The sequence below is a fragment of the Mycobacterium interjectum genome, assembly GCF_900078675.2.
In the GTDB taxonomy this organism is placed as follows: domain Bacteria; phylum Actinomycetota; class Actinomycetes; order Mycobacteriales; family Mycobacteriaceae; genus Mycobacterium; species Mycobacterium interjectum.
Genome location: NZ_LT546237.1, coordinates 2,823,375 through 2,849,017, shown reverse-complemented (window position 1 = coordinate 2,849,017; position 25,643 = coordinate 2,823,375). Strand labels below are relative to the sequence as shown.

Below are 25,643 nucleotides of genomic sequence, written 5' to 3'. Positions count from 1 at the left end.
AGCGGTGGGCGCGCGGCGCGCCGCCGCCTGGGCCGTGATCGACACGCTGGTCGTGGTGTACGCGCTCGTTCCGGTGCTGTGGATCCTGTCCCTGTCGCTCAAGCCGTCGTCAACGATCAAGGACGGCAAGCTGATTCCGTCGTCGGTGACCCTCGACAACTACCGGGGCATCTTCCGCGGCGAGTTCTTCGCCTCCGCGCTGATCAACTCCATCGGGATCGGCTTGATCACCACCGCGATCGCCGTGGTGCTCGGCGCGATGGCGGCCTACGCGATCGCCCGGCTGAGCTTTCCCGGCAAGCGGGTGCTGATCGGGGCGACCCTGCTGATCACCATGTTCCCGGCGATCTCACTGGTCACCCCGTTGTTCAACATCGAACGCGCACTGGGCCTGTTCGACACCTGGCCAGGGCTGATCCTGCCCTACATCACTTTCGCGCTGCCCCTTGCCATTTACACGTTGTCGGCGTTCTTCCGGGAGATCCCCTGGGATCTGGAAAAGGCGGCGAAGATGGACGGCGCCACGCCGGGGCAGGCCTTCCGCAGGGTGATCGTGCCGTTGGCGGCGCCGGGCCTGGTGACCGCGGCGATCCTGGTGTTCATCTTCGCCTGGAACGACCTGCTGCTGGCGCTGTCGCTGACTGCGACCGAGGCGGCGATCACCGCCCCGGTCGCGATCGCGAACTTCGGCGGCAGTTCGCAGTTCGAGGAACCGACCGGGTCGATCGCGGCGGGTGCCGTCGTGATTACCGTCCCGATCATCGTTTTTGTTCTAATTTTCCAACGACGGATTGTCGCCGGGTTGACCTCTGGCGCTGTGAAGGGATAGCGCGATGGCCGAAATCGTTTTGGAGCACGTCAACAAGAGTTACGCCGACGGTGCCGCGGCGGTGCAGGACCTGAGCATCACCATCGCCGACGGCGAGTTCCTGATCCTGGTCGGGCCTTCCGGCTGCGGCAAGACGACGACGCTGAACATGATTGCCGGGCTTGAGGACATCTCGTCGGGCGAGCTGCGCATCGACGGCGTGCGGATGAACGAGAAGGCGCCCAAGGACCGCGACATCGCGATGGTGTTCCAGTCCTACGCGCTCTACCCGCACATGACCGTGCGGCAGAACATCGCCTTCCCGTTGACCCTGGCGAAGATGAAGAAGGCCGAGATCGCGCAGAAGGTCGAGGAAACCGCCAAAACCCTTGACCTGACCGAACTTCTGGATCGCAAGCCGTCCCAGCTGTCGGGTGGGCAACGGCAGCGGGTGGCGATGGGCCGTGCGATCGTGCGCCATCCCAAGGCATTTTTGATGGACGAGCCGCTGTCCAACCTGGACGCCAAACTGCGGGTGCAGATGCGCGGCGAGATCGCCCGCCTGCAGCGCAGATTGGGCACCACCACGGTCTACGTCACCCACGACCAGACCGAGGCCATGACGTTGGGCGACCGCGTGGTGGTGATGCACGGCGGGGTCGCGCAGCAGATCGGCACGCCCGACGAGCTGTACGAGCGCCCCGCGAACCTGTTCGTCGCGGGGTTCATCGGATCGCCGGCGATGAATTTCTTTCCCGCCAGCCTGACGCCCACCGGCCTGACGTTGTCCTTCGGCGAGGTGATGCTGGCGCCGGAGGTCCAGCGGGTGATCGAGGGGCACCCGAGGCCGGGGAACGTCATCGTCGGGGTGCGGCCCGAGCACCTGGCCGACGCGGCGTTGATCGACGGGTACCAGCGCATCCGGGCGCTGACCTTCGAGGTGAAGGTCGACCTGGTCGAATCGCTGGGGGCCGACAAGTACGTGTACTTCACCACCGCGGGCCCGGCCGTGCACGCGGCCCAGCTGGACGAGCTGGAGGCCGAAGGTGAAATGCACGAAAACCAATTCGTGGCACGGGTTTCCGCGGAGTCGAAGGCGTCCGTCGGGCAGTCGATCGAGCTGGCACTCGACACCACGAAGGTGGCCGTCTTCGACGCCGACTCCGGGGCGAACCTGACGATCGCGCCGGCCGCCGTCGGGTGATCACCGACCTGGTGCGCGCGCACCTGCGCGCCCACTTCGCGGGCGCCCAGCCCGATTCGGCGAGCGTGACGTTCCTGGGCACCGAAACGCTTGAGGTGCTGCGGTTCCGCGGGGCCGAGGGGTTGGTTCATTACGTGTCGCTGGGGTGCTCGCGCCATCCGATGACCGACCCGACGGACCTGGTGGCCGACCCCGAGCGCGGCCCGCGCGCCGAGGTCGTGCTGCGGTTGCGGGATCCCGGGCGCGCCACCGGCATCGCCCGCAGCCTGGCGGTGCTGGCGGCCACGCCGGCCGTCGACGGCGTGGTGCTGGTCCCCGACGCCCTGATCGACCGGGGTTCGCCGCTGTGGGCCTGGCCGTCGGGGCGGGTGCCGTTCACCGCGGTGTTGTTGGGCCACAGCGACATCGGCGATCTCCCGCTGGACCCGCCGCGCGACCCGGTGCAGTTCCTGTCGGCCACCCCGATCACCGCGACCGAGGCCGCGTGGGTGCGGCTCAAGGGCGCCGAGGCGATGCGGCAGGCATGGCTGAACGACGGCGTCGACGTGCTGGACCCGAAACGCCCTGCGGCGCAACCGGATTGATTGCTAATGAGTGTGCGCTGACGGCTTTGAGTGTGCGGCCGCGGCGGTCAAATCGCGAAATTCCCGCCCTGGATTCACACGCAAAGCCGTTAGCGCACACGCAAGCGGCTAGAGCCAGTTGTTGCGGCGGAATTGGAAGTACAGCACCAGGCAGACGAGGGCCATCCCGGCCATCACGCCCGGGTAGCCCCACGTCCAGTTCAGCTCCGGCATGAAATGGAAGTTCATCCCGTAGATGGCGGCGACCATGGTCGGCACCGCCAAGATGCCCGCCCAGGCCGCCATCTTGCGCATGTCGTTGTTCTGTTGCATGCCGACGCGGGCCAGCGCCGCCTGGATCAGCGAGTTGAGCATGTCGTCGTAGCTGGCGATGTGCTCCGCGGCCTCGGAGTGGTGGTCGGCGAGGTCGCGCAGGTAGCGCCGCACCTCCTTGGCGATCAGGTCTTTGTTCTCCATCTGGATGCGATTGAACGCGCCGGACAGCGGGTTGACGCACCGGCGCAGCTCGACGACCTCGCGCTTGAGCAGATAGATCGGCTCGACGTCGAGCTTGCGGCCCGGGGAGAACGCCACCTCCTCGATGCTGTCGATGTCGGCTTCGATCAGATGGCTCACCTCGAGATAGTGGTTCACCACCTCGTGGGCGATGGCGTGCATCACCGAATACGGTCCCAGGCGCAGCTGCTCGGGGTCGGCCTCCATCCGCTTGCGCACCTGAGACAGCCCGCCGTGCTCGCCGTGGCGCACGGTGACCACGAAATCCTGGCCGACGAAGACCATTACCTCGCCGGTCTCGACGATCTGGCGGGCCTGCGCCACCGATTCGTGCGGCACGTAATTGACGGTCTTCAGGACGAGGAACAGCGTCTCGTCGTAACGCTCCAGCTTGGGCCGCTGGTGCGCACACACGGCGTCTTCGACGGCCAGCGCGTGCAGCCCGAAGACGTCCGCCGCCTCCTGCATCTCGGCCAGGCTCGGCTCACGCAGGCCGACCCAGACGAATGCCGCCTGCCCGAGCAGTTCGAGCTGGCGCACCCGGTCGAGCGCGGCGGCGTAGGTGAACTTTCCCGGCAGCCGGTGGCCGGCCGCGTAAACCGCGCAGTCGACCAGGGTCTCGTTGGGCGCCTGTTCGACGGGTTGGGTCGGCGGCTCGTGGGGCTCGCGCGCGAGCGGTCGCAGCACTTCGGGCAAGGCGTCAGGTCCGGGAAACACCGTCACCTCCGATCGCGGGTGCAGGTCGGGAAAGCGGTGCTCAATGCTACGCGTCCCGGCGAAACACGACGTGAAGACTGCGCGCGGGCCGTGGACCGGAGGTTTCGGCCGGAGGGCGGTGCGCTAGTTTCGAGCACGACCGCAACTGTGTCCTGAGGAGTAAAGCGAAGTGAGCGCAAGTCCTGTCAAGGTCGCCGTCACCGGCGCCGCCGGCCAGATCGGCTACAGCCTGTTGTTCCGCCTGGCCAGTGGCGCGCTGCTGGGCCCCGACCGCCCGATCGAGCTGCGCCTGCTGGAGATCGAGCCCGCGCTTAAGGCGCTCGAGGGCGTCGTGATGGAGCTCGACGACTGCGCCTTCCCGCTGCTCGCCGGCGTCGAGATCGGCGCGGACCCGAACAAGATCTTCGACGGCGTGAACCTGGCGCTGCTCGTCGGCGCCCGTCCGCGCGGCCCGGGCATGGAGCGCGGCGACCTGCTGGAGGCCAACGGCGCGATCTTCACCGCGCAGGGCAAGGCGCTGAACTCGGTCGCGGCCGACGACGTGCGCATCGGCGTGACCGGCAACCCGGCCAACACCAACGCGCTGATCGCGATGAGCAACGCGCCCGACATCCCGCGGGAGCGGTTCTCGGCGCTCACCCGCCTCGACCACAACCGGGCCATCACGCAGCTGGCCCGCAAGACCGGCGCCGCCGTCACCGACATCAAGAAGATGACGATCTGGGGCAACCACTCGGCCACCCAGTACCCCGACATCTTCCACGCCGAGGTGGGCGGCAAGAACGCCGCCGAGGTCGTGGGCGACCAGGCGTGGATCGAGAACGACTTCATCCCGACCGTCGCCAAGCGCGGCGCGGCGATCATCGATGCCCGCGGCGCCTCGTCGGCCGCGTCGGCCGCGTCGGCGACCATCGACGCCGCCCGCGACTGGCTGCTCGGCAGCCCGGAGGGCAACTGGGTGTCGATGGCGGTCATCTCCGACGGTTCCTACGGGGTTCCCGAGGGCCTGATCTCGTCGTTCCCGGTGACGACCAAGGGCGGCGACTGGTCGATCGTCACCGGCCTGGAGATCGACGAGTTCTCCCGCGGCCGGATCGACAAGTCGACGGCCGAGCTCGCCGACGAGCGCAGCGCGGTGACCGAGCTCGGGCTCATCTGACCCGAGCGGAAATTAGGCCTACTAATGGGTAGCCCTTACCCTGATGCGATGCCGGACATCGCGCACCCACAGGTCGCCATCGGAGACGACGAGATCTTCGATGCGCATGTAGGTGGCAAGCTTTCGGTGGCCCTGAGCGCGCCGCTGAACACCCAGCGCGCGTTGTCGATCGCCTACACCCCGGGCGTGGCACAGGTCAGCCGCGCGATCGCGGCGGACCGCACCCTGGCCGCCCGCTACACCTGGTCGAACCGGCTGGTGGCCGTCGTCAGCGACGGCAGTGCGGTGCTGGGCCTGGGCGACATCGGGCCCGAGGCGTCGCTGCCGGTGATGGAGGGCAAGTGCGCGCTGTTCCAGGCGTACGGCGGTCTGAACGCGATCCCGATCGTGCTCGACACCAAGGACCCCGACGAGATCGTCGAGACCCTGGTGCGACTGCGGCCGACGTTCGGCGCCGTCAACCTCGAGGACATCTCGGCGCCACGGTGTTTCGAGATCGAGCGGCGGGTCATCGAGGCGCTGGACTGCCCGGTGATGCACGACGACCAGCACGGCACCGCGATCGTCGTGCTGGCGGCGATGATGGGCGCCAGCAAGCTGCTTGGCCGCGACATGTCGTCGCTGCGGGCGGTGGTCTCGGGCGCCGGCGCCGCTGGCGTGGCGTGCACGAATCTCCTTCTGACGATGGGTCTTTCGGACGTCACGGTCCTCGACTCGCGCGGCATTCTGCACACCGGGCGCGACGACATGAACCGCGTCAAGGTCGACCTCGCCCGACGCACCAACCCCGACGGCCTCACCGGCGGCCTCGTCGAGGCGCTCGAGGGCGCGGACGTCTTCCTGGGGCTGTCGGGCGGCGTGGTGCCCGAGGAGCTGATCGCCACGATGGCGCCCGGCGGGATCGTGTTCGCGCTGTCCAACCCCGACCCGGAGATCCACCCCGAGGTGGCCGCCAAGTACGCGGCGGTGGTGGCCACCGGCCGCAGCGACTATCCCAACCAGATCAACAACGTGCTCGCGTTCCCGGGGGTGTTCCGCGGCGCGCTGGACGCCGGGGCGCGCCGGATCACCGAGAAGATGATGGTGGCCGCGTCCGAGGCGATCTTCTCCGTCGTCAGCGACGACCTCGCGGTCGACCGGATCGTTCCGAGCCCGCTGGACTCGCGAGTCGGGGAAGCCGTCGCCGCCGCCGTCGCGATCGCCGCAGACACGTCCGTGTGATCAGGCTGGCCGCGCTGCTGCTGGCCGCCCTGCTTGCGGTGGCGGGCTGCGGCGAGGGCCGGCCGGCCCCGGAATTGGTGGTGGGATCCCGGCCCGACCCCGAGTCGGCGCTGCTGGCGGGCGTGTACGTGGCGGCGCTGCGGTCCTACGGTTTCGCGGCTCGGCCAGAAGCCGACGCCGACCCGATGGCCAAGCTGGACTCAGGCGCGTACACCGTCGTCCCCGCGTTCACCGGCCAGACGTTGCAGCGGTTGCAACCCGGCGCGGTGGCGATGTCCGACGCGCAGGTCTACCGCGCGATGATCGCGGCGTTGCCCGAGGGCGTCCTGGCCGGCGACTACACCACGGCGGCCGACGACAAGCCGGTGCTGCTGGTCACGCAGGCCACCGCCAAGGCCTGGGGCGGCCATGACCTGACCGCGGACCTGAGCGCCCTGCCCAAGCACTGCGACGGGCTGGTGCTCGGGGCGGTCGAGGGATTTTCCGCGCCCGCCTCCGTGGGATCTTGCCGGCTGCCCGCGGTGCGCCAATTCCCTTCGGCGGATGCGCTTTTCGCGGCGGTGCGGGCCGGCCAACTCACCGCGGGGTGGACGACGGCCGCCGACCCGGCCAGCCCCACCGACCTGGTCGTGCTGGCCGACGGCAAACCCGCGCTGATCCGGGCCGAGAACGTGGTGCCGCTGTATCGCCGCAACGCGTTGAGTGATCGGCAGCTGCTGGCGATCAACGAGGTGGCCGGGGTGCTGGACACCGCGGCCCTGGTCGACATGCGCCGGCAGGTGGCCGGCGGCGCCGATCCGCGGGCGGTGGCCGGCGGATGGCTGGCCGAACACCCGCTGGGCCGCTGAGGGCGTGGGCATCGAGCCTGCGCCTGGCGCGTGCCTCGGCCATGATCGGGCGCGCTGAGCGCAGTCTCGGCGCTGAGGGTCAGACCCTGGGCATCAACCGGCCCATGACGGGCCCGAACAGCTGCTGGTAGTAGGGGCCGGCCACCCGCACCATCAGGTCGAGGACCTTGGCGTCGTTGCCGACCAGCACCCGGGCCTTCTTCTTGCGGACCGCGTCCAGGATGACCCGGGCGGCTTGTTGCGGGCTGGTCTTGGCGAGCCGTTTGTCGAACAGCTTGGCCAGCTCATCGCGGTCGAGCCCCTCGGCGGCGGTGGCGTTGCGAGCGATCCCGGTCTTGATGCCGCCGGGGTGCACGGTGGTCACCGCGACCGGATGGTGGGCCAGGATCATTTCCTGTCGCAGCGCCTCGGTGAAGCCCCGGACGGCGAACTTGGCCGAGTTGTACGCCGCCTGCCCCGGCACCGAGAACAGCCCGAACACGCTGGAGATGTTGATGACGTGGCCGTCCCCGGAGGCGATCACGTGCGGAAGGAACGCCTTGGTGCCGTTCACGACGCCCCAGAAGTCGACGTCCATCACCCGTTCGATGTCCTTGAACTGGCTGACCTCGATGTCGCCGGTGAAGGCGATGCCGGCGTTGTTGTAGATCTGGTTGACCTTGCCGAAGTGCTCGGCGACCTCGTCGGCGTAGGCCAGGAAGGCCTCGCGCTCGGTGACGTCGAGCCGGTCGGCCTTGACCGACGCGCCGATCGCCTTCACCTGCTCCTCGGTCTGCGCCAGGCCCTCGGTGTTGACGTCGCTGATCGCCACTTTGGCACCGGAGCGGGCCAGCTCGATGGCCAGCGCTTGGCCGATGCCCGAACCGGCTCCGGTGACTACGGCGACCTTCCCCGCGAATCCGTGCATGACCATCCTCCTTGGTGGGCTCTCGTCGAGGCTAGACGGTACCCGGGGTACCGGCAGCGTCGCGAGGAGGGACGAGGAGGACGCGCCGCGGTTGGGCGGCGCCGGAGCCGCGGGTGGGTCGGGTTCGGCCGCCGGTGCCACCGGAAACAACGGCGCTACCAACGGCACCTAGCCCGGGTCAGCCGATGAGCGTGCGCACAATGACGCTCACCGCGGCGTGTCGATGTGCAAACGCGCACGCTCGCGGCGAAGGGGCGTCACCGGGCTAGCGGAACGCCGTGTCGAGGATCTCTTGCTGCTCGACGGCGTGCACCTTCGACGAGCCCGACGACGGCGCCGACATGGCGCGGCGCGAGATCCGCTTGAGCCCGGTCAGCTTGTCCGGCAACAACTCCGGCAGCTCCAGGCCGAACCGCGGCCACGCGCCCTGGTTGGCCGGCTCCTCCTGCACCCAAAAGAACTCCTCGGCGGCCGGGTAGCGGTCCAGCGTCTCGCCCAGCCGGCGCTTGGGCAGCGGGGCGAGCTGCTCGATGCGCACGATCGCGACGTCGTCGCGGTTGTCCTTGGCCTTGCGCGCCACCAGCTCGTAGTAGATCTTGCCGCTGGTGAGCAGGATCCGCCTGACCTTGCTGCGGTCGCCGATGCCGTCTTCGTAGGTGGGTTCCTCCAGCACCGAGCGGAACTTGATCTCGGTGAAGTCCTTGATGTCGCTGACGGCGGCCTTGTTGCGCAGCATCGACTTCGGCGTGAACACGATCAGCGGGCGCTGGATGCCGTCGAGGGCGTGGCGGCGCAACAGGTGGAAGTAGTTCGACGGCGTCGAGGGCATCGCGATCGTCATCGAACCCTCCGCCCACAGCTGCAGGAAGCGTTCGATGCGCCCGGAGGTGTGGTCGGGGCCCTGCCCCTCGTGCCCGTGCGGCAGCAGCAGCACCACGTTGGACAGCTGGCCCCACTTCGCCTCGCCGGAGCTGATGAACTCGTCGATGATTGACTGAGCCCCGTTGACGAAGTCGCCGAACTGCGCCTCCCACAACACGAGCGCGTCCGGGTTGCCCACCGTGTAGCCGTACTCGAAGCCGACGGCGGCGTACTCCGACAGCGGTGAGTCGTAGACCAGGAACTTGCCGCCCGTGGGGGTGCCGTCGGGGTTCGTCGCCAGCAACTGCAGCGGCGTGAACTCCTCGCCGGTGTTGCGGTCGATGATCACCGAGTGCCGCTGGGAGAAGGTGCCGCGCCGGGTGTCCTGCCCGGACAGCCGCACCAGCTTGCCCTCGGAGACCAGCGAACCCAGCGCCAGCAGCTCGCCGAACGCCCAGTCGATCTTGCCCTCGTAGGCCATCTCCCGGCGCCTTTCCAGCACCGGCTGCACGCGCGGGTGCACGGTGAACCCGTCCGGCAAGGCCAGGAACGCGTCGCCGATGCGGGCCAGCAGCGATTTGTCCACCGCGGTGGACAGCCCCGCGGGCACGGGTTGATCGGCCTCCACCGATTCGCTGGGCTGCACGCCGTGCTTCTCCAGGTCGCGGACCTCGTTGAACACCCGCTCCAGCTGGCCCTGGTAGTCGCGCAGTGCGTCCTCGGCCTCCTTCAGCGAGATGTCGCCGCGGCCAATCAGGGCCTCGGTGTAGCTCTTGCGGGCCCCGCGCTTGGTGTCGACGACGTCGTACATGGACGGGTTGGTCATCGACGGGTCGTCGCCCTCGTTGTGCCCGCGCCGCCGGTAGCACAGCATGTCGATGATGACGTCTTTGCAGAAGCGCTGCCGGAAGTCGACGGCCAGCTTGGCCACCCACGCGCAGGCTTCCGGGTCGTCGCCGTTGACGTGAAAGATCGGTGCCCCCACCATCTTCGCCACGTCGGTGCAGTACTCGCTCGACCTGGAGTACTCCGGCGCGGTGGTGAACCCGATTTGGTTGTTGACGATGATGTGGATGGTGCCGCCGACGCGGTAGCCGGGCAGGTTCGCCAGGTTCAGCGTCTCGGCCACCACCCCCTGGCCGGCGAAGGCGGCGTCGCCGTGCAGCATCATCGGCACCACGGAGAAGGCTTTGTCGTCGCCGTCATCCTTGGAGCCGCGATCCAGCAGGTCCTGCTTGGCCCGCACCAGGCCCTCCAGCACCGGGTCCACGGCCTCCAGGTGCGACGGGTTGGCGGTCAGCGACACCTGAATGTCGTTGTCGCCGAACATCTGTAGGTAAACGCCGGTGGCGCCGAGGTGGTATTTGACGTCGCCGGAGCCGTGCGCCTGCGACGGGTTCAGGTTGCCCTCGAACTCGCTGAAGATCTGCGAGTACGGCTTGCCGACGATGTTGGCCAGCACGTTGAGCCGGCCGCGGTGCGGCATCCCGATCACCACCTCGTCGAGGCCGTACTCGGCGCACTGGTCGATGGCCGCGTCCATCATCGGGATCACGCTTTCGGCGCCCTCCAGCGAGAACCTTTTCTGCCCAACGTATTTGGTCTGCAGGAAGGTTTCGAATGCCTCGGCGGCGTTCAGCTTGCTCAGGATGAATTTCTGTTCGGCCACAGTGGGTTTGACGTGCTTGGTCTCGACCCGCTCCTGCAGCCACGCCTGTTGCTCGGGTTCGAGGATGTGGGTGTACTCCACGCCGATGTGGCGGCAATAGGCGTCGCGTAGCAGGCCGAGCACGTCGCGCAGCTTCTTGTACTCGCAACCGGCGAAGCCGTTGACCTTGAAGATGCGGTCGAGGTCCCACAGCGTCAGGCCGTGGTTCAGGATCTCCAGATCGGGATGGCTGCGGAAGCGGCTGGAATCCAGGCGCAGCGGGTCGATATCGGCCATCAGGTGCCCGCGGTTGCGGTAGGCCGCGATGAGCTCCATCACCCGGGCGTTCTTGTCGACGATCGAGTCCGGGTTGTCGGTGCTCCAGCGCACCGGCAGGTACGGGTTGCCCAGCTCGCGGAAGATCTCGTCCCAGAAGCCGTCCGAGAGCAGCATCTCGTGGATGACGCGCAGGAAGTCGCCGGACTCCGCGCCCTGGATGATGCGGTGGTCGTAGGTCGACGTGAGTGTGATCAGCTTGCCGATGCCCAGCTCGGCGATGCGCTCCTCGCTCGCGCCCTGGAACTCGGCGGGGTATTCCATCGCACCGACCCCGATGATGGCGCCCTGGCCGGCCATCAGCCGGGGCACCGAGTGCACGGTGCCGATGGTGCCGGGGTTGGTCAGCGAAATCGTCACGCCGGCAAAGTCTTCGGCGGTCAGCTTGCCGTCGCGGGCCCGCCGGACGATGTCCTCGTAGGCGGTGACGAACTGCGCGAACCGCATCGTCTCGCAGCGCTTGATGCCGGCCACCACCAGGGAGCGCTTGCCGTCCTTGCCCTGCAGGTCGATGGCCAGGCCCAGATTGGTGTGGGCCGGGGTGACGGCGGTGGGCTTGCCGTCGACCTCGGCGTAGTGCCGGTTCATGTTCGGGAACTGCTTGAGCGCCTGCACCAGCGCGTAGCCCAGCAGGTGGGTGAAGGAAATCTTGCCGCCGCGGGTGCGCTTGAGCTGGTTGTTGATGACGATCCGGTTGTCGATCATCAGCTTNGCGCGGGAGCGGCGGACCGCTGGGGGGGCGCTGCGGGCGCCGCCGGGGCGGGCGCCGCGGCGCCGTTGCCACCGGTGGGCTGCGGAGCCGCGGGGGCGGCGGGCTTGGCTTCCGGCGCGGGCGCGTTTGCTTCCGCAGCCTGCCCGTCATCCGTGTCGGCGATGGGCTCGGGGTTGTAGTCGACCAGGAATTCGTGCCAGCTCGGGTCGACCGAAGAGGGGTCGTCGCGGAACTTGCGGTACATCTCCTCGACCAGCCATTCGTTTTGCCCGAATGGCGATATATTGCTCACGGCCGCTGTTCGCCTCAATTCTTTTGCTCTGCAAGCGCTTTCCTCACGCCTGCGACTCTCCCGCGCCCCTGATGGTGGGGCACCTCACACCCGCGCCGGTCCCGGAGCGTTGCCGCCCCAATAAAGGCTAACCCTTTGCCGGCGATCCGCGAGTGCGACCGGTGAGCGAACCGCTAGCCGGCCTCGTGGACCGGGGGCAACAGCCGCAGCGTGCTGGGCCAACGGGTCGGCGCGGGCCCGAACGCGTGGCGGGCGTTGGTGACGATCTTTTTGCCCACCATCCGGTTGCCCGCGCCGCCGATCACGGCGCCGATGCCGACCGGCAGCGCCTTGCCGAACATCAGCGCGCCCTTGCGCACCGTGTACCGCTTGACGAAGTACTTGAGCATCCGCGTGTTCAACCGGCCCAGCGTCGGCAACGGCACCGACGCCATGCCCTCGGCCAGCCAGCCGCCCTGGGTGCGGCCCGGACCGATCAACTCGCCGATCGCGCGGCGGCTGTCGTCTCCGACCAGCACGGCCAGCACCAGCGCGCGGCGTCGTTCCCGGTGGTCCGCCGGGATGTTGTAGACCGCGGCCTTCGCCAGCACGAACAACGCGGTGGCCTCGACGAAGAACACGGTTTCCCCGGCGCCCGCGGACACCGCCGCCACCGTGCCGACCCCGGGGAACGTCGCGGCCGAACCGACGGCGGCCCCGCTGGCCGTCAGCGCCGCCAGGTAGCGCTTTTCCAGCTTGGCGTCGATGTCGGCGGGACCGGCGCCGGGGTGCGTCCGTCGCAGCCTGGTGACGTAAGCCTCGGCCGCCGGACCGTGTATCCGCGTGCTGCGCTCGATGACCTGCGCCAATGCGCGCGCCGATGCTTTGGGCCGACCGCCGTTGGCCGGCGGCTGGTCCGGCTTTGACATATGTGAAGCTCTGTTCCGTCGGGCCCGCATCTTGCCTCTCCTGGTCTTTCCCGCCGCGTGGCGTCCTTTCCAGGCTAACCCGCGGTGGCCAAAACATAGGTCGGTCGCGAAGCCCGCGGCGCTGGCCCCGATTGCCGCATCGGGATAATGCGGGCAGGGTGAGGTTCCGGGCCGTTCGTTTCCAGGGGGAGGCCACATGACCAGGGCGACGTCGAGTCGCACCGACTTCATGAAGCTATGGAACTCCGCGATGCCCTCGAATTCGCGGGGCTCCGGGAATCCCTGGCACGCGCTCTGGGCGATGATGGTCGGCTTCTTCATGATCATGGTCGACTCGACCATCGTCGTCATCGCCAACCCGACCATCAAGTCCGACCTGCATATCGGCTACGCCACCGTGGTCTGGGTGACCAGCGCCTACCTGCTGGGATACGGGGTGGTGCTGCTGGTGGCCGGGCGGCTCGGCGACCGGTTCGGCACCAAGAACCTCTACCTGATCGGGCTGGCGGTGTTCACCGCCGCATCGCTGTGGTGCGGGTTGTCGGGCAGCGCCGCCATGCTGATCGCGGCCCGCGTGGTCCAGGGCGTGGGGGCCGGGGTGCTCACCCCGCAGACCCTGTCGACGATCACCAGGATCTTCCCGCCGGAGCGGCGTGGGGTGGCGGTGAGCCTGTGGGGCTCCACCGCCGGGGTGGCCACGCTGGTCGGCCCGCTGGTCGGCGGCGCGCTGGTCGACGGGCTGGGCTGGCAGTGGATCTTCTTCGTCAACGTCCCCATCGGCGTCGTCGGGCTGGCGCTGGCAGTGTGGCTGGTTCCCGCGCTGCCCACCCAGGCGCACCGGTTCGACCTGGTCGGTGTCGGGCTGTCCGGGCTGGGCATGTTCCTGATCGTGTTCGGCCTGCAGCAGGGCCAGGCCGGCCACTGGCAGCCCTGGGTCTGGGCCATGATCGTCGCCGGCGTCGGGTTCGTGTCGGTGTTCGTCTACTGGCAGGCCGTCAACACCCGTGAGCCGTTGATCCCGCCGCAGGTCTTTGCCGACCGCGACTTCACCGTGTGCAACGCCGGGGTCGCCATCACCTCGTTCGCGACGACGGCGGTGATGCTGCCGCTGCCGTTCTTTTTGCAGGCCGGCTGTGGACTGTCGCCGACGCGCTCGGCCCTGGTGATCGCTCCGATGGCGGTCACGGGCGGTGTGCTGGCGCCGTTCGCGGGCATGATCGTCGACAGGCACCACCCGCGCCCGGTGCTCGGTTTCGGCTTCTCGATGATGGCGATCGGGCTGACCTGGCTTTCGTTCGAGATGTCCCCGTCGACGCCGATCTGGCGGCTGCTGCTGCCGTTCGCGGTGATCGGCGTCGGGAGCGCGTTCGTGTGGGCGCCGCTGACGGCCACCGCGACGCGCAACCTGCCCGACGCCCTGGCCGGGACGGGCTCCGCCGTGTACAACTCGGTGCGGCAGCTGGGGGCGGTTCTCGGGAGCGCGGGCATGGCCGCGTTCATGACGTGGCGGATCGGCGCCGAGATGCCCACGGCCGCACCGGTCGGCGACGACAGCCCTTCGGTGCAACTGCCCGATTTCCTGCGCGCGCCGTTTGCGACCGCGATGGCGCAGTCGGTGCTCTTGCCCGCGTTCATCGCGCTGTTCGGCATCATCGCGGCGCTGTTCCTGGTCGGGTTCGCCCGCTCGGCCGTCGGGCCCCGGGATCTGGCCGACGAGGGCGACGTCGTCGACGACGACTATGACGACGACGAGTACGTCGAATTCATCCTGCTTCGCGAACCGGACGCCGGCCCCGCGCCGCTTGTGGGACCGACCAGCCTTGCCCACAGGGGTTCTGGTGGCTCTCGTGTCGAGGGGGGGAAGGCGCCGCGCCCGATGGTGTCTCCGGGACACCGCTACCGTCCCGATCCGGATGCGGCCCCCACCGGCTACGGCCGGCACTCGTCGGGCGACTAGTCCCGAGTCAACGCCAGGAAAGCGCCCAGGTCGATCAGGCCCGCGGGTGTGCCCGGGAGATATTCGGTGAGCAACTGCGAGCGGACGATCACCGCGGCGTACTGCGCCCGGCTGACGGCGACGTTGAGCCGGTTCCTGTTGAGCAGGAAGGAGATCCCGCGTGGCACCACGTCGACCGACGACGCCGTCATCGAAACGAAGACCACCGGCGCCTGACCGCCCTGAAATTTGTCGACGGTGCCGACCCGGACCGCGCCGAGCCCGGCGGCATCCAGCCGCCGGCGGATCAGCGTCACCTGCGCGTTGTAGGGGGCCAGCACCAACACGTCGGAGGCGGCCAACGGCCGGGAGCCGCGCTCGTCGGTCCACGGCCGGCCGAGGATTTCGTCGATATGTGCGGTGATCGCGTCCGCCTCCTCGGGGCTCTCGGTCGAGTTGCCTTGGTGGGCAACGGCGCTCACGTGCACGCCGGGTGGGTAGCCGTCGAGGCGACGCGCCGCGGCGCACTCGTGGGAGCGCAGCCTGCCCTCGTAGGACAGCGCGGACACGGCGGCGCAGACCGCCGGGTGCATGCGGTAGGAACGGTCCAGGAAGTAGCCACGTTCGTCGGGCAGCGTGCGCCCGCCGTCCACCAGCCAGTCGAGCGCCGACGTGGCGACCGGTTCGGGATGCGTGCCCTGGCTGACCTGAGGCAGCTGCCGGGGGTCGCCGAGCAGCAGCAGATTGGCGGCCGCCGGCGCCACCGCGATGGTGTTGGCCAGGCAGAACTGGCCGGCCTCGTCGATCACCAGCAGGTCCAGGGTGCCCGGCGGCACCCGGCTGGCGTTGGCGAAATCCCATGCGGTGCCGCCGATCACGCAGCCTTGGTTGCCATCGATGAACGCCGCGTACTCGTTGGACTCGATCTCCCGCCACCGGGGTGCGTCGTGGCCGGCGGGTTTCTTTGCGATTCGCGCCGGGTCCAGGCCGGCGTCGATCACGCAGTCCAACAGGTTCCCCACCGTGGCGTGGGATTGCGCCACCACGCCGATGCGCCAGCCGTGGCCGGTGACCAATCGTGCGATGACGCGCGCCGCGGTGTGCGTCTTGCCGGTGCCCGGCGGCCCGTGCACCGCCAGGTATGACGAGTCCAGATCGATTGCCGCGGCGATGATGTCGGCGACGGTGTCCGCGCTGCGGGGCAGCGCGCTGGCACGGCGGGTGCGCGGCGCGCGGCGCAGCAGTATGTCGACCACGGCGCTGTGCGGTAGTCGAGGCAACCCGGCGGCGACGGCGGCGGCGGTTGCTTCGATCGACTCCCTCAACGCCGTCGTGGGAATAGGTGGGCCGGGGGTCAGCGCGAACGGCAGTTGGTCAAAGGTGTTGCCGTCATTGCCGACTCGCTCGACGATGGTGACCTCTGTGGGTACCGCCGGGTCGTTGACCACGATGACTTCGGCGCGACCGGTCGCGCGCCGGTCCGCGTTGTCGGTCATGCTGGGTGGGGCCGGGGGCTCGTACAGCGCGAAGACGCTCCTCATCAAATCGCCGCGCGCCAGCCGTCCCTTGAGTCGCACCTGACGCCGCGGCTTGCGCGCGCGGGGCGGGGTGTGCCAGTCGGCGTCGAGCGACGCCGACTCGGCGATGAAGACGTCGGTGTCGTCGGACCATTCCTCGACGGGGAAGTTCAGCCGGTCGAAATGCGCCCACCAGAACGGCTTGTCCTCGCGCCGGTGGTAGCCCCGGGCCGCCGACACCAGGGCCACCGCCGTCTGCTCGGGCGTGCGGTCGCCGACGCCGGCGTCGCCGGTGAACGCCGACAAGGCGACCGCCAGCCGGTCGCGGTCTTCGACGGTGTTGCCCTCCGGAACCGGTTGGGCGCCAATCGGAACGACGCCGGACTCGTACGCGCGCAGCATCAGCCAGTTGCGCAGCTCGCGGGTCGAGCGGCAATCGTAGTGGTTGTAGCCCTCGATCTCCTTGAGCACGGATGCGGCGTCGTCGTGTTCGCCGGCGGCGCGCAGCTCGCAGTAGCGGGCATAGCAGGTGATCGATTCGGCGGCGGTGGTGACCTCGCCGGCGCGCAGCTGCGCCCCCATGTAGAGCGGCTCGAGCGCCTTGAGGCTGAACGACTCCGCGCCCACGCGAATGCTCTTGCGCACCAAGGGGTAAAGGTCCACCAGGGTGCCGCTGCGCAGCAGCTCGTCCACCTCGTCCTCGCCGACCCCGTACCGTCCGGCGAGCCGCAGCAGGGCGGTCTTCTCGTAGGGGGCGTAGTGATAGATGTGCATGTTGGGCCGGCGCGTGCGGCGCTTTTTGACCATGGCGAGAAAGTCGGTGAGCGCCTTGCGCTCGTCTAGCCGGTCGTGCGCCCACAGCGCGCGAAAGTCCCCGGTGGCGTCCAGGATCCCGAAGAGATACTCCAAGCCCCAGTCGTGTCCATCGGCCGTCCACAGCGGGTCCCCCTCGAAGTCGAAGAACAGGTCGCCGGGATCCGGTTCGGGCAGCAGGGTCAGCGGCTGGGGATCAACGATCTCGAATTGCGGGGCCCCGGTGTCGCGTTGGCGCAGTTGCAGTTTGGCTTGTGCGGTCAGTTTGTCGAGCGCCGGAGCCGCCAGGTCGGGCACCGGGCCGGGATGTTCGGCAAGCCCGGCGATCGTGGTGATGCCGACGTCGATGAGCTTGTCCCGCTGGGCGATTCGCATGCCGGCGACCAGCAGCAGGTCATCGGCGGTGCGCAGCTGTTCGGTGCACAAGGGGCAGCGAAAACAGGCGGCCACGCCGTCGTCGTCCCAGCGCACCGGGGCGCCCGCGGCATGGTGCTCGTCGAGGAGTCGCTGCAAATGCGCGCGTTGCGAACGGTAGACGGGAATCAGGTCACCGACCCGGTAGCGTACGAGGGTGCCGTCACCCAGCTCCAGCTCGGCCTCCGGTGACACCGCGACGCCCGAGTCGGCGAGCGCGTCGGCGTAGGCCGCCAGCTGCAGCAGCGCGGTGACCTTGGGCGAGCGCGCCAGCTTGGTGTCGGTGACCCGATAGTGGTCGGCGTCGAGCACCAGGAAGTCGGCGAAGCCGACGAAGCGCCCGTCGAACATCGCGGCCTGATACACCACGGGGACGCGGTTGGCGATGGCGCGCCGGGTTGCCTCGGCCGCCGCCGTCAGCCCGGCGACGGTGTATGCCGGGCGCCCGATGACCGCCACACCCTCGCCGAACTCGTCGCGGAATCGGTCAAGGCGCCGTCGTTCGTGTTCGGTGCCGAGAGTGGCCGTGCGCGCGAGTAACTCGTCCTCGACGCCGACCGCAGGACCCCAGCCGAGTTTCGCGTCGAAGTCCCTGAGCAGGGCGTACTCGCAGCGGGCTGCCGCCGCGAGATCCGACGCGCTGTAGACGATGCTGTCGTCGGTGACGAACACAGCAGCAACAGTAGGTGAGGGATCCGACACCGGTCCGGCGCGCCGGTGCAGTGTTTGGCCGACCCTGATCGGCGTCCCACCCGCCGGACCCTTGCTGAGAGCCGACGAAGCGGTCCTTCAGCGGGGTGATTACCGGGGCCTTTCTCGCCGAAGCGGCTTCGGTGGTGGGCAGCAAGCTCACCGTGTCCGGTGGCGTGCTGTCGGGCTTCGGGGCGGGGAGCACCGGGTGGCGCGGTTCGCCCCTGTCGTGCTCACCCAGGTGGAGACCGATAATCCGGTCCGATTCGCCGCGCTCGAGATCAGGCCACCCCAATGCCGCACCCGGTGCGGACGGCGGTAGCGGTGGTAACGCCGGTGCTGGTGGTGCTGGCGGTGCAAAGGGGGCACGCGGGGCAACCCCCCGACAGCCGAGCCAAAGAGCAGCGGCGGCAACGCGGCTTGATCCAGGGGCATCGGCGTGGCAGGTGGTGCCAACCGATCATTGATGTCGGCCGATGTCTCGCGGGCTCGGCCCTTCCCTCAGGCGCCGGGCTTGTTCCCGATGAGCTCGACGCCGTTGCCGTTCCACCGGAACTTCACCGTGGTGGCCAGACCGATGCTGCTGGGGTACGTCAGCGCGACCGTGTCGCCGGTGGTTTGCGCGGCGTCAATCCCGTTGAAGCCGTACGTATCCGGCACCCCCTGCGGGATGAACTGGCCGAGATGAAACAGGACCGCCCGGGTAGAGGGACTGCCGGCGTTCGTGTTGGCCTTGATGATCACGGCCGACAGCTGGGCGCACTCGTTGTAGTTGCCGGCCAGCGGCTCGGGATTCCAGGGCTGCTGGCTGCGCGGATCGCGCGGTAGGTCCGAGACGACCTTCGCGATGGTGGGGGAGGCGAGGTTGACCGCGCACGGGTCGGCCGGCACCGGGCTGCTGCTGGGCGGGGCAGCCGCCGGGGTCGGGGTGGCGGGGGCCGTGATCGACGCCGTCTCACTGGTCGTCGTCGCCTCGGGTGTCTTGGCGACGGTGGAATCTCCGGAACTACAGGCGGTCAAAGCCGAGGCGGCCGAAACGGCGACGGCCAGACCCGTCAGCGCGCGATAAGTCAGCGAACACACATCGCGAAACCGTACCGTTATCGGGCCCGCGGGTGTGGCAGGCGTGGCCGCGTGCCCGACCACTCGCCGGTCGGCCACCCACTAAACTGCGATGAACAATGGCACCCTCCGAAAATTCGCCTGCGGCGTCCCCTGCCACCTTCGCCGACCTGCAGATCCACCCTGCGGTCTTAAGGGCGACCGCCGACGTCGGCTACGAGACCCCGACGGCCATCCAGGCGGCGACGATCCCGCCGCTGATGGCGGGGTCCGACGTCGTCGGGCTGGCGCAGACCGGTACCGGCAAGACGGCGGCGTTCGCGATCCCGATCCTGTCCAAGATCGACGTGAAGAGCACCGCGACGCAGGCACTGGTGCTCGCGCCCACCCGCGAGCTGGCCCTGCAGGTGGCCGAGGCGTTCAGCCGCTACGGCGCGAACCTGCCGCAGATCCACGTGCTGCCGATCTACGGCGGCTCGTCCTACGGCGTGCAGCTGGCGGGCCTGCGGCGCGGCGCGCAGGTGGTGGTCGGCACCCCCGGCCGCGTCATCGACCACCTCGAACGAGGGACGCTGGACCTGTCCCACATCGACTACCTGGTGCTCGACGAGGCCGACGAGATGCTCACCATGGGATTCGCCGAGGACGTCGAGCGCATCCTGTCCGAGACCCCGGAATACAAGCAGGTCGCCCTGTTCTCGGCGACCATGCCGCCGGCGATCCGCAAGCTCACGAAGAAGTACCTGCACGACCCGGTCGAGATCACCGCAAAAGCGAAAACCGCGACCGCCGAGAACATCTCGCAGCGCTACATCCAGGTTGCCGGGCCCCGCAAGATGGACGCGCTCACGCGGGTCCTGGAGGTGGAGCCGTTCGAGGCCATGATCGTTTTCGTGCGCACCAAGCAGGCGACCGAGGAAGTTGCCGAAAAGCTGAGGGCCCGAGGGTTTTCCGCGGCAGCCATCAACGGCGACATCCCCCAGGCGCAACGGGAGCGCACCATCGCCGCGCTGAAAAACGGCAGCATCGACATCCTGGTCGCCACCGACGTCGCGGCCAGGGGCCTCGATGTGGAGCGCATCTCGCACGTCCTTAACTACGACATCCCGCACGACACCGAGTCCTACGTCCACCGCATCGGGCGCACCGGCCGGGCCGGGCGGTCCGGAACCGCGGTGCTGTTCGTCTCCCCGCGCGAGCGCCATCTGCTCAAGGCGATCGAGAAGGCCACCAGACAAACGCTCACCGAGGCCGAACTTCCCACCGTCGAGGACGTCAACACCCAACGCATCACGAAGTTCGCAGACTCCATCACCGACACGCTCGCCGCCCCGGGAATCGACCTGTTCCGCAAGCTGGTTCAGGACTACGAACGTGAGCACGACGTCCCGATGGCCGACATCGCCGCGGCGCTGGCGGTGCAGTCACGCGACGGCGAGGCGTTCCTGATGGCGCCCGAGGCGCCGCTGGAACGGCGCGAACGCCGGGAACGCCCCGAAAGGACACGCGAAAGGTCGGGGCCGCCAAGGAATTTCGCGACATACCGGATTTCCGTGGGCAAGCGGCACAAGATCGGCCCCGGCGCGATCGTCGGCGCCATCGCCAACGAGGGCGGCCTACACCGCAGCGATTTCGGCCACATCGCCATCGGACCGGACTTCTCGCTGGTGGAACTGCCGGCCAAGCTGCCCAGGGCGACGCTGAAGAAGCTTGAGCAGACCCGCATCTCGGGCGTGCTGATCGAGCTGCGGCCGGATCGCTCACCCGGCAAGACCAAACCGCGCCGGAAACACGCCGGATGACACTGTCCGAGGAACGCGACGCCCAGGGCGGGCTCGAGCAGGTCTCCCACGTCGACCGGGTCGCATCGCTGACCGGCATCCGCGCGGTCGCCGCGCTCACCGTCGTCGGCACCCATGCGGCCTACACCACCGGCAAGTACACCCACGGGTATTGGGGCCTGGTCGGCTCCCGGCTGGAGATCGGCGTGCCGATCTTCTTCGTGTTGTCGGGCTTCCTGCTGTTCCGTCCGTGGGTGAAGTCGGCCGCCACCGGTGGCCCGCCGCCGTCGCTGAGTCGCTATGCACGCCATCGGGTTCGGCGCATCATGCCCGCCTACGTCATCACCGTGCTGTTCGCCTACGTGCTCTACCACTTCCGGGAGGCCGGCCCGAATCCCGGGCACACGTGGCTGGGGCTGGTGCGCAACCTGACGCTGACGCAGATCTACTGCAACGGCTACCTCGGCAAGTACCTGCACCAGGGCCTGACGCAGATGTGGAGCCTGGCGGTGGAGGCGTCGTTCTACGTCGTGCTGCCGCTGCTGGCGTACCTGCTGCTGGTGCTGATCGCCCGGCGGCGATGGCAGCCGACGGCGATGCTGGCCGCCCTGGCGGCGATGGCGCTGATCAGCCCGGGGTGGTTGGTCCTGGTGCACACCGATCACTGGTTCCCCGACGGCGCCCGGCTGTGGCTGCCCACGTACCTGGCATGGTTCCTCGCCGGCATGGCGCTGGCCGTGCTGCAGGCGATGAAGGTGCACTGCTACGCCTTCATGGCCATCCCACTGGCGATCGTCTGCTACTTCATCGCCTCGACGCCCATCGCGGGCGCGCCCACCACGTCGCCCGCGACGCTGAGCCAGGCCATCTTCAAGACGGTGTTCTATGCCGTGATCGCCGCGCTGGCGGTGGCGCCGCTGGCGTTGGGTAATCAGGGTGCGTATTCCCGGCTGCTGGCCAGCCGGCCGATGGTGTGGCTCGGTGAGATCTCCTACGAGATCTTCCTGATCCACCTCATCACGATGGAATTCGCGATGGTGTACGTCGTCCGGGCGCACGTCTACACCGGCTCGATGCTGTACCTGTTCATCGCGACGGTGGCCATCACCATCCCCCTGGCCTGGCTCCTGCACCGTTTCACCCGGGTCAAGGACGGCTAGGTGGCCGGCGACGAAGGGGATGGGGGGACAGCGCTTCATCCTCGGCTGACGCTGCTCGCGGTCTGCCTCGCGGTGTTCATGTTGCTGCTCGACATGACCATCGTTTCGGCCGCGCTCGCCAACATCCAGGCCACCCTGGACGCCGACCTCAGCGGTTTGCAGTGGGTGGTCGACGCCTACGCGCTGCCGATGGCAGGACTACTGCTCACCGCCGCCACGCTGGGTGACCGACTCGGTCGGCGACGGCTTTATCTGGCTGGGATGGCCGCGTTCACGCTGGCGTCGGCCGGCTGCGCGCTGGCCCGCAGCATCGAGATGCTCAACCTGTGCCGGGCGCTGCAAGGCGCCGGTGGGGCGATCCTGCTGGGCGTTTCGTTGCCGATGGTGGCCGCGGCCTTCCCCGAACAACGCGGGCGGGGCATCGCGATCGCGATCTACGGCGCCGTGATGGGTGCGGGCGCCGCCGTGGGGCCGCTGCTCGGCGGGGCGCTGGTCGGCGCGTTCGACTGGGAGTCGATCTTTTTGATCAACGTGCCGATCGGGGTCGCCGCACTGGCGATCGCCGTGCGGTTCGTCCCGGAAACCCTTGCCGGGCAAGATCGCCCACTCGACTTGGTCGGCACGGCCGTGTTGTCGGCCGCGCTCTTCGCGGGCGTGTACGCGTTGATCGAAGGCAATCACCGCGGCTGGACCGACGGGGTGATCCTGGCGCTGGGCGCCTTCGCCGTGATGGGCCTGGCGGTCTTCATCTGGTGGGAGTCGCGGGTGAGCGCGCCGATGCTCGACCTACGGGTGGTGCGCCGCCCGGGTTTCGCGGGGGTGTCCCTCGCGGCGTTCGCCGCGGCCGGCACGCTGATCGCCGCGACCAACTATCTGGCGCTGTATTTCATGAACACGCTGGGGTACAGCCCATTTCAGTCGGGGCTGCGGGCGCTCCCGCTGACCGTCGCCTGCGTGCTGGGCGCCCCGCTGGCGATGACCGCCGCGCGCTATTTCCCGGCGTGGACGTCGATCCCGGCTGGTGTGGCGCTGATCGCGGCCGGGCTGTGGCTGATGACCGGGGTCGGGGAGAGCACGCAGTGGACGCACTTCATCGCGGGTTCCGTCGTGGCGGGGCTCGGCCTGGGCGGCCTGTTCGCGCTGACGTCCGACATCGCACTGCAATTCGTGCCGGTCGCCGACGCCGGAATGGCGACCGGCGCGGTGAGCGCCGTTCGGCAGGTCGGCATCCTGGCCGGCGTCGCGGGCCTGGGGGCCCTATTCGGGCCCAGGGCGTCCGACAGCGCCACGCACGAACTGGCTCGGCTCGGCGTCCTAGGCCCCGGCGCCGCACGCCGCCTGATCGACAGCGTGTCCGCCGGCGCGGGCCTGNATGCAGGCCGCCCTGGTGGCTGCGGCCGGCGCCGCCACCGCCGCCGCGGTCGCGACCGCGATCTTGATCGCGGTCGGCGCGCGCCGCCACGGTGAGCCCGAAATGCCGTTTGCTGAAGGCATGTCCGTGTAACGTTCCCATCCATGTTGGGCGATGCGGTGCTCATCTCCGCGACGGATAACAACCGTTACAGCGTCATCATCTCCAGCGAACCCGCAGACATCGAAGCGGCCCAGCGGTTGCGCTACCAGACGTTTGCCGAGGAGATGGGCGCGGCGCTGCCGCAGGCCGTCCGCGGGCCGCTGACCGGGGACATGATCGACGTCGATCAGTTCGATCCCTACAGCGATCACCTGCTGGCCCGAGACGAGACGACCGGACAGATCGTCGGGTGCTACCGACTGCTGCCGCCCGACGGCGCCCGGGCCGCCGGCGGTCTGTTCGCCGACACCACCTTCGACATCGGCGGCCTGAACGAGTTGCGCGACAAGCTCGTCGAACTCGGCCGCGCGACCGTGCACGCCGACCACCGCAGCGGGGCGGTGATGGGTTTGTTGTGGGCGGGGATCCTTCGATATCAGGAGATCAGCGGCTACCAGTTCGGAATCGGATCGCTATCGGTCCGGATGGAGGACGGCGGACCGCGCGGGGCTCTGGTGCGGGGTGTGCGTGATGCGGCCCTGAGCGGGCATCGCGCCCCCGACCGATACCGGGTCCATCCCCGAAACCCCGTCACGGTCAACGGATTGAGCCTTTCCGAGTTACCCGACCCCGGCCGGGTGCGCATCCCGCCGATGGTGCAGGGGTCGCTGCGGATCGGCGGGATGATCTGCGGAGAACCCTCCTACGATCCCGACTTCGATATGGCCGATTTCGTCGTCCTTATCGATAGGACCACGGTCCGCGAACGCTATCTGGAACGATTGGCGCGCTCCTATGCCCATTCCTGAAAAGACCGGCCTGCTGGGCGTCGGCTTCGGGCCGTCGAATCTCGCGTTGGCGATCGCTTTGGACGAACGAGGTTTGGCGGCGGTGTTCTTGGAGCAGCAGCCCAAGTTCGGTTGGCACCTGGGCATGCTGCTGCCCCATGCGCGCATGCAGATTCCGTTCCTCAAAGACCTGGCGACCCTGCGAAACCTGCAGAGCGACTTCACGTTTCTGAACTACCTTGGCGAACGCGGCCGCCTGGTCGAGTTCATCGGCCAGCACACGCTTTTTCCCAGTCGAATGGAGTTTCACGACTATCTCGAGTGGGCCGCGGCGCGGGTCGCCGCCGACGTGCGCTACGGCCACCGCGTCGTCGAAATCTCCCCGGGCGAAACGGGGTTCGTGGTGCGGACCGAACCCGACCGCCTCATCCATGCTGCAACGTTGGTCTTAGCGACGGGGCTGCACCCGGAGCTGCCTGCGGGCGTCGTCGAGACCCCCCGGCAGTGGCACAGCCACCGGCTGCTTCCAAACCTGGCCGCGCTGAACCCTTCTTCCCCGAAGCGATTCGCTGTCGTCGGCGCGGGTCAAAGCGCGGCCGAGGTGGTCGCCCACCTCCACGAGACCTACCCGCAGGCCGAGGTGCACGCGGTTTTCGCCCGATACGGGTACAGCAGCGCCGACGACACCCCATACGCGAACCGGATTTTCGACCCCGCGGCGATGGACGAGTTCTATCGTGCCGACACACAAGTGCGCGAACGGCTGCTCGACTACCATCGCTCAACCAACTATTCGGCGGTGGATCCGCCGTTGATCGACGAACTCTATTCGCGCGAGTACGCGGAGCGGGTGTCCGGCGCCCGCCGACTTTTCATGCACAACGCGTCCGAAGTCGTCGCCGCACAGGAATTTCCGGACAAGGTGCGACTGACGATCTCCCGCCTGATCGGTTACTCCCGCGCCGCGCTGGACTGCGATGCGGTGGTTTACGCGACCGGCTACGCCCCGATGGACGTCCGATGTCTCCTGGGCGACCTGGCCGGCCGCTACGAATTCGACCCGCATGGGCGGCCCGCCGTCACCCGGGACTATCGACTGGTACCCAAGGCGGGTGCCCCGGGCGACATCTACCTCAACGGCGGCGTCGAGCACACCCACGGCCTGTCGTCGTCATTGCTGTCCAACGTGGCGGTGCGCGCCGGGGAAATCGTCACCGCATTCGAGGCGCGCCGCCGGATGAGGCCACACGCCGCCTCCGCGTAGTGCGG

At 68.7% G+C, this 25,643-nt stretch carries 16 protein-coding genes and 2 pseudogenes; 12 read left to right on the top strand and 6 right to left on the bottom strand.

The window, feature by feature from the left end; all coding sequences use genetic code 11:
* Window positions 1-4 precede the first annotated feature (4 nt).
* Genes BN4348_RS48030 through BN4348_RS48020 form a run of 3 tightly spaced genes read left to right on the top strand, consistent with a single transcriptional unit; the run spans window position 5 to window position 2,596 of the window.
* Entirely contained in the window at window positions 5-829 is an 825-nt protein-coding gene (locus BN4348_RS48030) for a carbohydrate ABC transporter permease (RefSeq protein ID WP_096866301.1), read from the top strand.
* Between the two features lie 4 nt (window positions 830-833).
* Window positions 834-2,012, top strand: a complete 1,179-nt coding sequence (locus BN4348_RS48025) for an ABC transporter ATP-binding protein (protein WP_066914773.1) — start codon at window positions 834-836, stop codon at window positions 2,010-2,012.
* On the top strand, window positions 2,009-2,596 hold the full coding sequence (locus BN4348_RS48020) for a suppressor of fused domain protein (RefSeq protein WP_096866176.1): 588 nt from the start codon (window positions 2,009-2,011) through the stop codon (window positions 2,594-2,596). The genes BN4348_RS48025 and BN4348_RS48020 overlap by 4 nt, the downstream gene beginning before the upstream one ends.
* 108 nt (window positions 2,597-2,704) lie before the next feature.
* On the opposite strand, the gene corA is transcribed toward BN4348_RS48020, so the two are convergent.
* Window positions 2,705-3,808: a magnesium/cobalt transporter CorA gene (gene corA / locus BN4348_RS48015; RefSeq protein ID WP_066914992.1), complete on the bottom strand. Its 1,104-nt coding sequence runs from the start codon at window positions 3,806-3,808 to the stop codon at window positions 2,705-2,707.
* Window positions 3,809-3,977: 169 nt separating this feature from the next.
* Here corA and BN4348_RS48010 point away from each other — a divergent pair, with 169 nt between their 5' ends.
* Genes BN4348_RS48010 through BN4348_RS48000 form a run of 3 tightly spaced genes read left to right on the top strand, consistent with a single transcriptional unit; the run spans window position 3,978 to window position 7,036 of the window.
* Complete coding sequence (locus BN4348_RS48010) at window positions 3,978-4,967, top strand: malate dehydrogenase (RefSeq protein WP_066914771.1); 990 nt, start codon at window positions 3,978-3,980, stop codon at window positions 4,965-4,967.
* A gap of 48 nt (window positions 4,968-5,015) precedes the next feature.
* Window positions 5,016-6,188 (top strand): NAD(P)-dependent malic enzyme, encoded by a 1,173-nt coding sequence (locus tag BN4348_RS48005; RefSeq protein WP_066914769.1) that lies wholly within the window; start codon window positions 5,016-5,018, stop codon window positions 6,186-6,188.
* Window positions 6,185-7,036, top strand: coding sequence for a glycine betaine ABC transporter substrate-binding protein (locus BN4348_RS48000; protein WP_066914767.1), 852 nt, complete (start codon window positions 6,185-6,187; stop codon window positions 7,034-7,036). Before BN4348_RS48005 ends, BN4348_RS48000 begins: the two co-directional genes overlap by 4 nt.
* A 79-nt stretch (window positions 7,037-7,115) precedes the next feature.
* Here BN4348_RS48000 and BN4348_RS47995 read toward each other — a convergent pair whose 3' ends face one another.
* From BN4348_RS47995 to BN4348_RS47985, 3 genes and pseudogenes are all read right to left on the bottom strand, one after another.
* Window positions 7,116-7,943, bottom strand: a complete 828-nt coding sequence (locus BN4348_RS47995; protein ID WP_066914988.1) for an SDR family NAD(P)-dependent oxidoreductase — start codon at window positions 7,941-7,943, stop codon at window positions 7,116-7,118.
* 265 nt (window positions 7,944-8,208) lie between these two features.
* Window positions 8,209-11,792 (bottom strand): annotated as a pseudogene (locus BN4348_RS47990) (multifunctional oxoglutarate decarboxylase/oxoglutarate dehydrogenase thiamine pyrophosphate-binding subunit/dihydrolipoyllysine-residue succinyltransferase subunit).
* Window positions 11,793-11,965: 173 nt separating this feature from the next.
* Window positions 11,966-12,730 carry a hypothetical protein gene (locus BN4348_RS47985; protein WP_066914765.1) on the bottom strand — a complete coding sequence of 255 codons (765 nt, stop codon included), beginning with the start codon at window positions 12,728-12,730 and terminating at the stop codon, window positions 11,966-11,968.
* Window positions 12,731-12,929: 199 nt separating this feature from the next.
* On the opposite strand from BN4348_RS47985, the gene BN4348_RS47980 reads away from it, so the two are divergent.
* Entirely contained in the window at window positions 12,930-14,657 is a 1,728-nt protein-coding gene (locus BN4348_RS47980; RefSeq protein ID WP_372514234.1) for an MFS transporter, read from the top strand.
* Here the strand turns inward: BN4348_RS47980 and BN4348_RS47975 are convergent.
* Window positions 14,654-18,052 carry a TM0106 family RecB-like putative nuclease gene (locus BN4348_RS47975; RefSeq protein WP_066914763.1) on the bottom strand — a complete coding sequence of 1,133 codons (3,399 nt, stop codon included), beginning with the start codon at window positions 18,050-18,052 and terminating at the stop codon, window positions 14,654-14,656. The two genes, BN4348_RS47980 and BN4348_RS47975, sit on opposite strands and share 4 nt — an antisense overlap.
* Before the next feature lie 519 nt (window positions 18,053-18,571).
* Window positions 18,572-19,153: an LppP/LprE family lipoprotein gene (locus BN4348_RS47970; protein WP_096866175.1), complete on the bottom strand. Its 582-nt coding sequence runs from the start codon at window positions 19,151-19,153 to the stop codon at window positions 18,572-18,574.
* A 98-nt stretch (window positions 19,154-19,251) separates the two neighbouring features.
* Here BN4348_RS47970 and BN4348_RS47965 point away from each other — a divergent pair, with 98 nt between their 5' ends.
* From BN4348_RS47965 to BN4348_RS47945, 5 genes and pseudogenes are all read left to right on the top strand, one after another.
* The gene (locus tag BN4348_RS47965) at window positions 19,252-20,934 is read left to right on the top strand and encodes a DEAD/DEAH box helicase (protein ID WP_066914761.1); all 1,683 of its coding nucleotides are present in this window, start codon (window positions 19,252-19,254) and stop codon (window positions 20,932-20,934) included.
* On the top strand, window positions 20,931-22,073 hold the full coding sequence (locus BN4348_RS47960; protein WP_066914759.1) for an acyltransferase family protein: 1,143 nt from the start codon (window positions 20,931-20,933) through the stop codon (window positions 22,071-22,073). Before BN4348_RS47965 ends, BN4348_RS47960 begins: the two co-directional genes overlap by 4 nt.
* 45 nt (window positions 22,074-22,118) lie before the next feature.
* Window positions 22,119-23,450: pseudogene (locus BN4348_RS47955) on the top strand (DHA2 family efflux MFS transporter permease subunit); the annotation flags it as partial.
* A gap of 138 nt (window positions 23,451-23,588) precedes the next feature.
* Entirely contained in the window at window positions 23,589-24,395 is an 807-nt protein-coding gene (locus BN4348_RS47950; RefSeq protein WP_066914756.1) for a GNAT family N-acetyltransferase, read from the top strand.
* Entirely contained in the window at window positions 24,382-25,638 is a 1,257-nt protein-coding gene (locus BN4348_RS47945) for a lysine N(6)-hydroxylase/L-ornithine N(5)-oxygenase family protein (protein WP_066914754.1), read from the top strand. Before BN4348_RS47950 ends, BN4348_RS47945 begins: the two co-directional genes overlap by 14 nt.
* The last annotated feature ends 5 nt before the right edge of the window (window positions 25,639-25,643 follow it).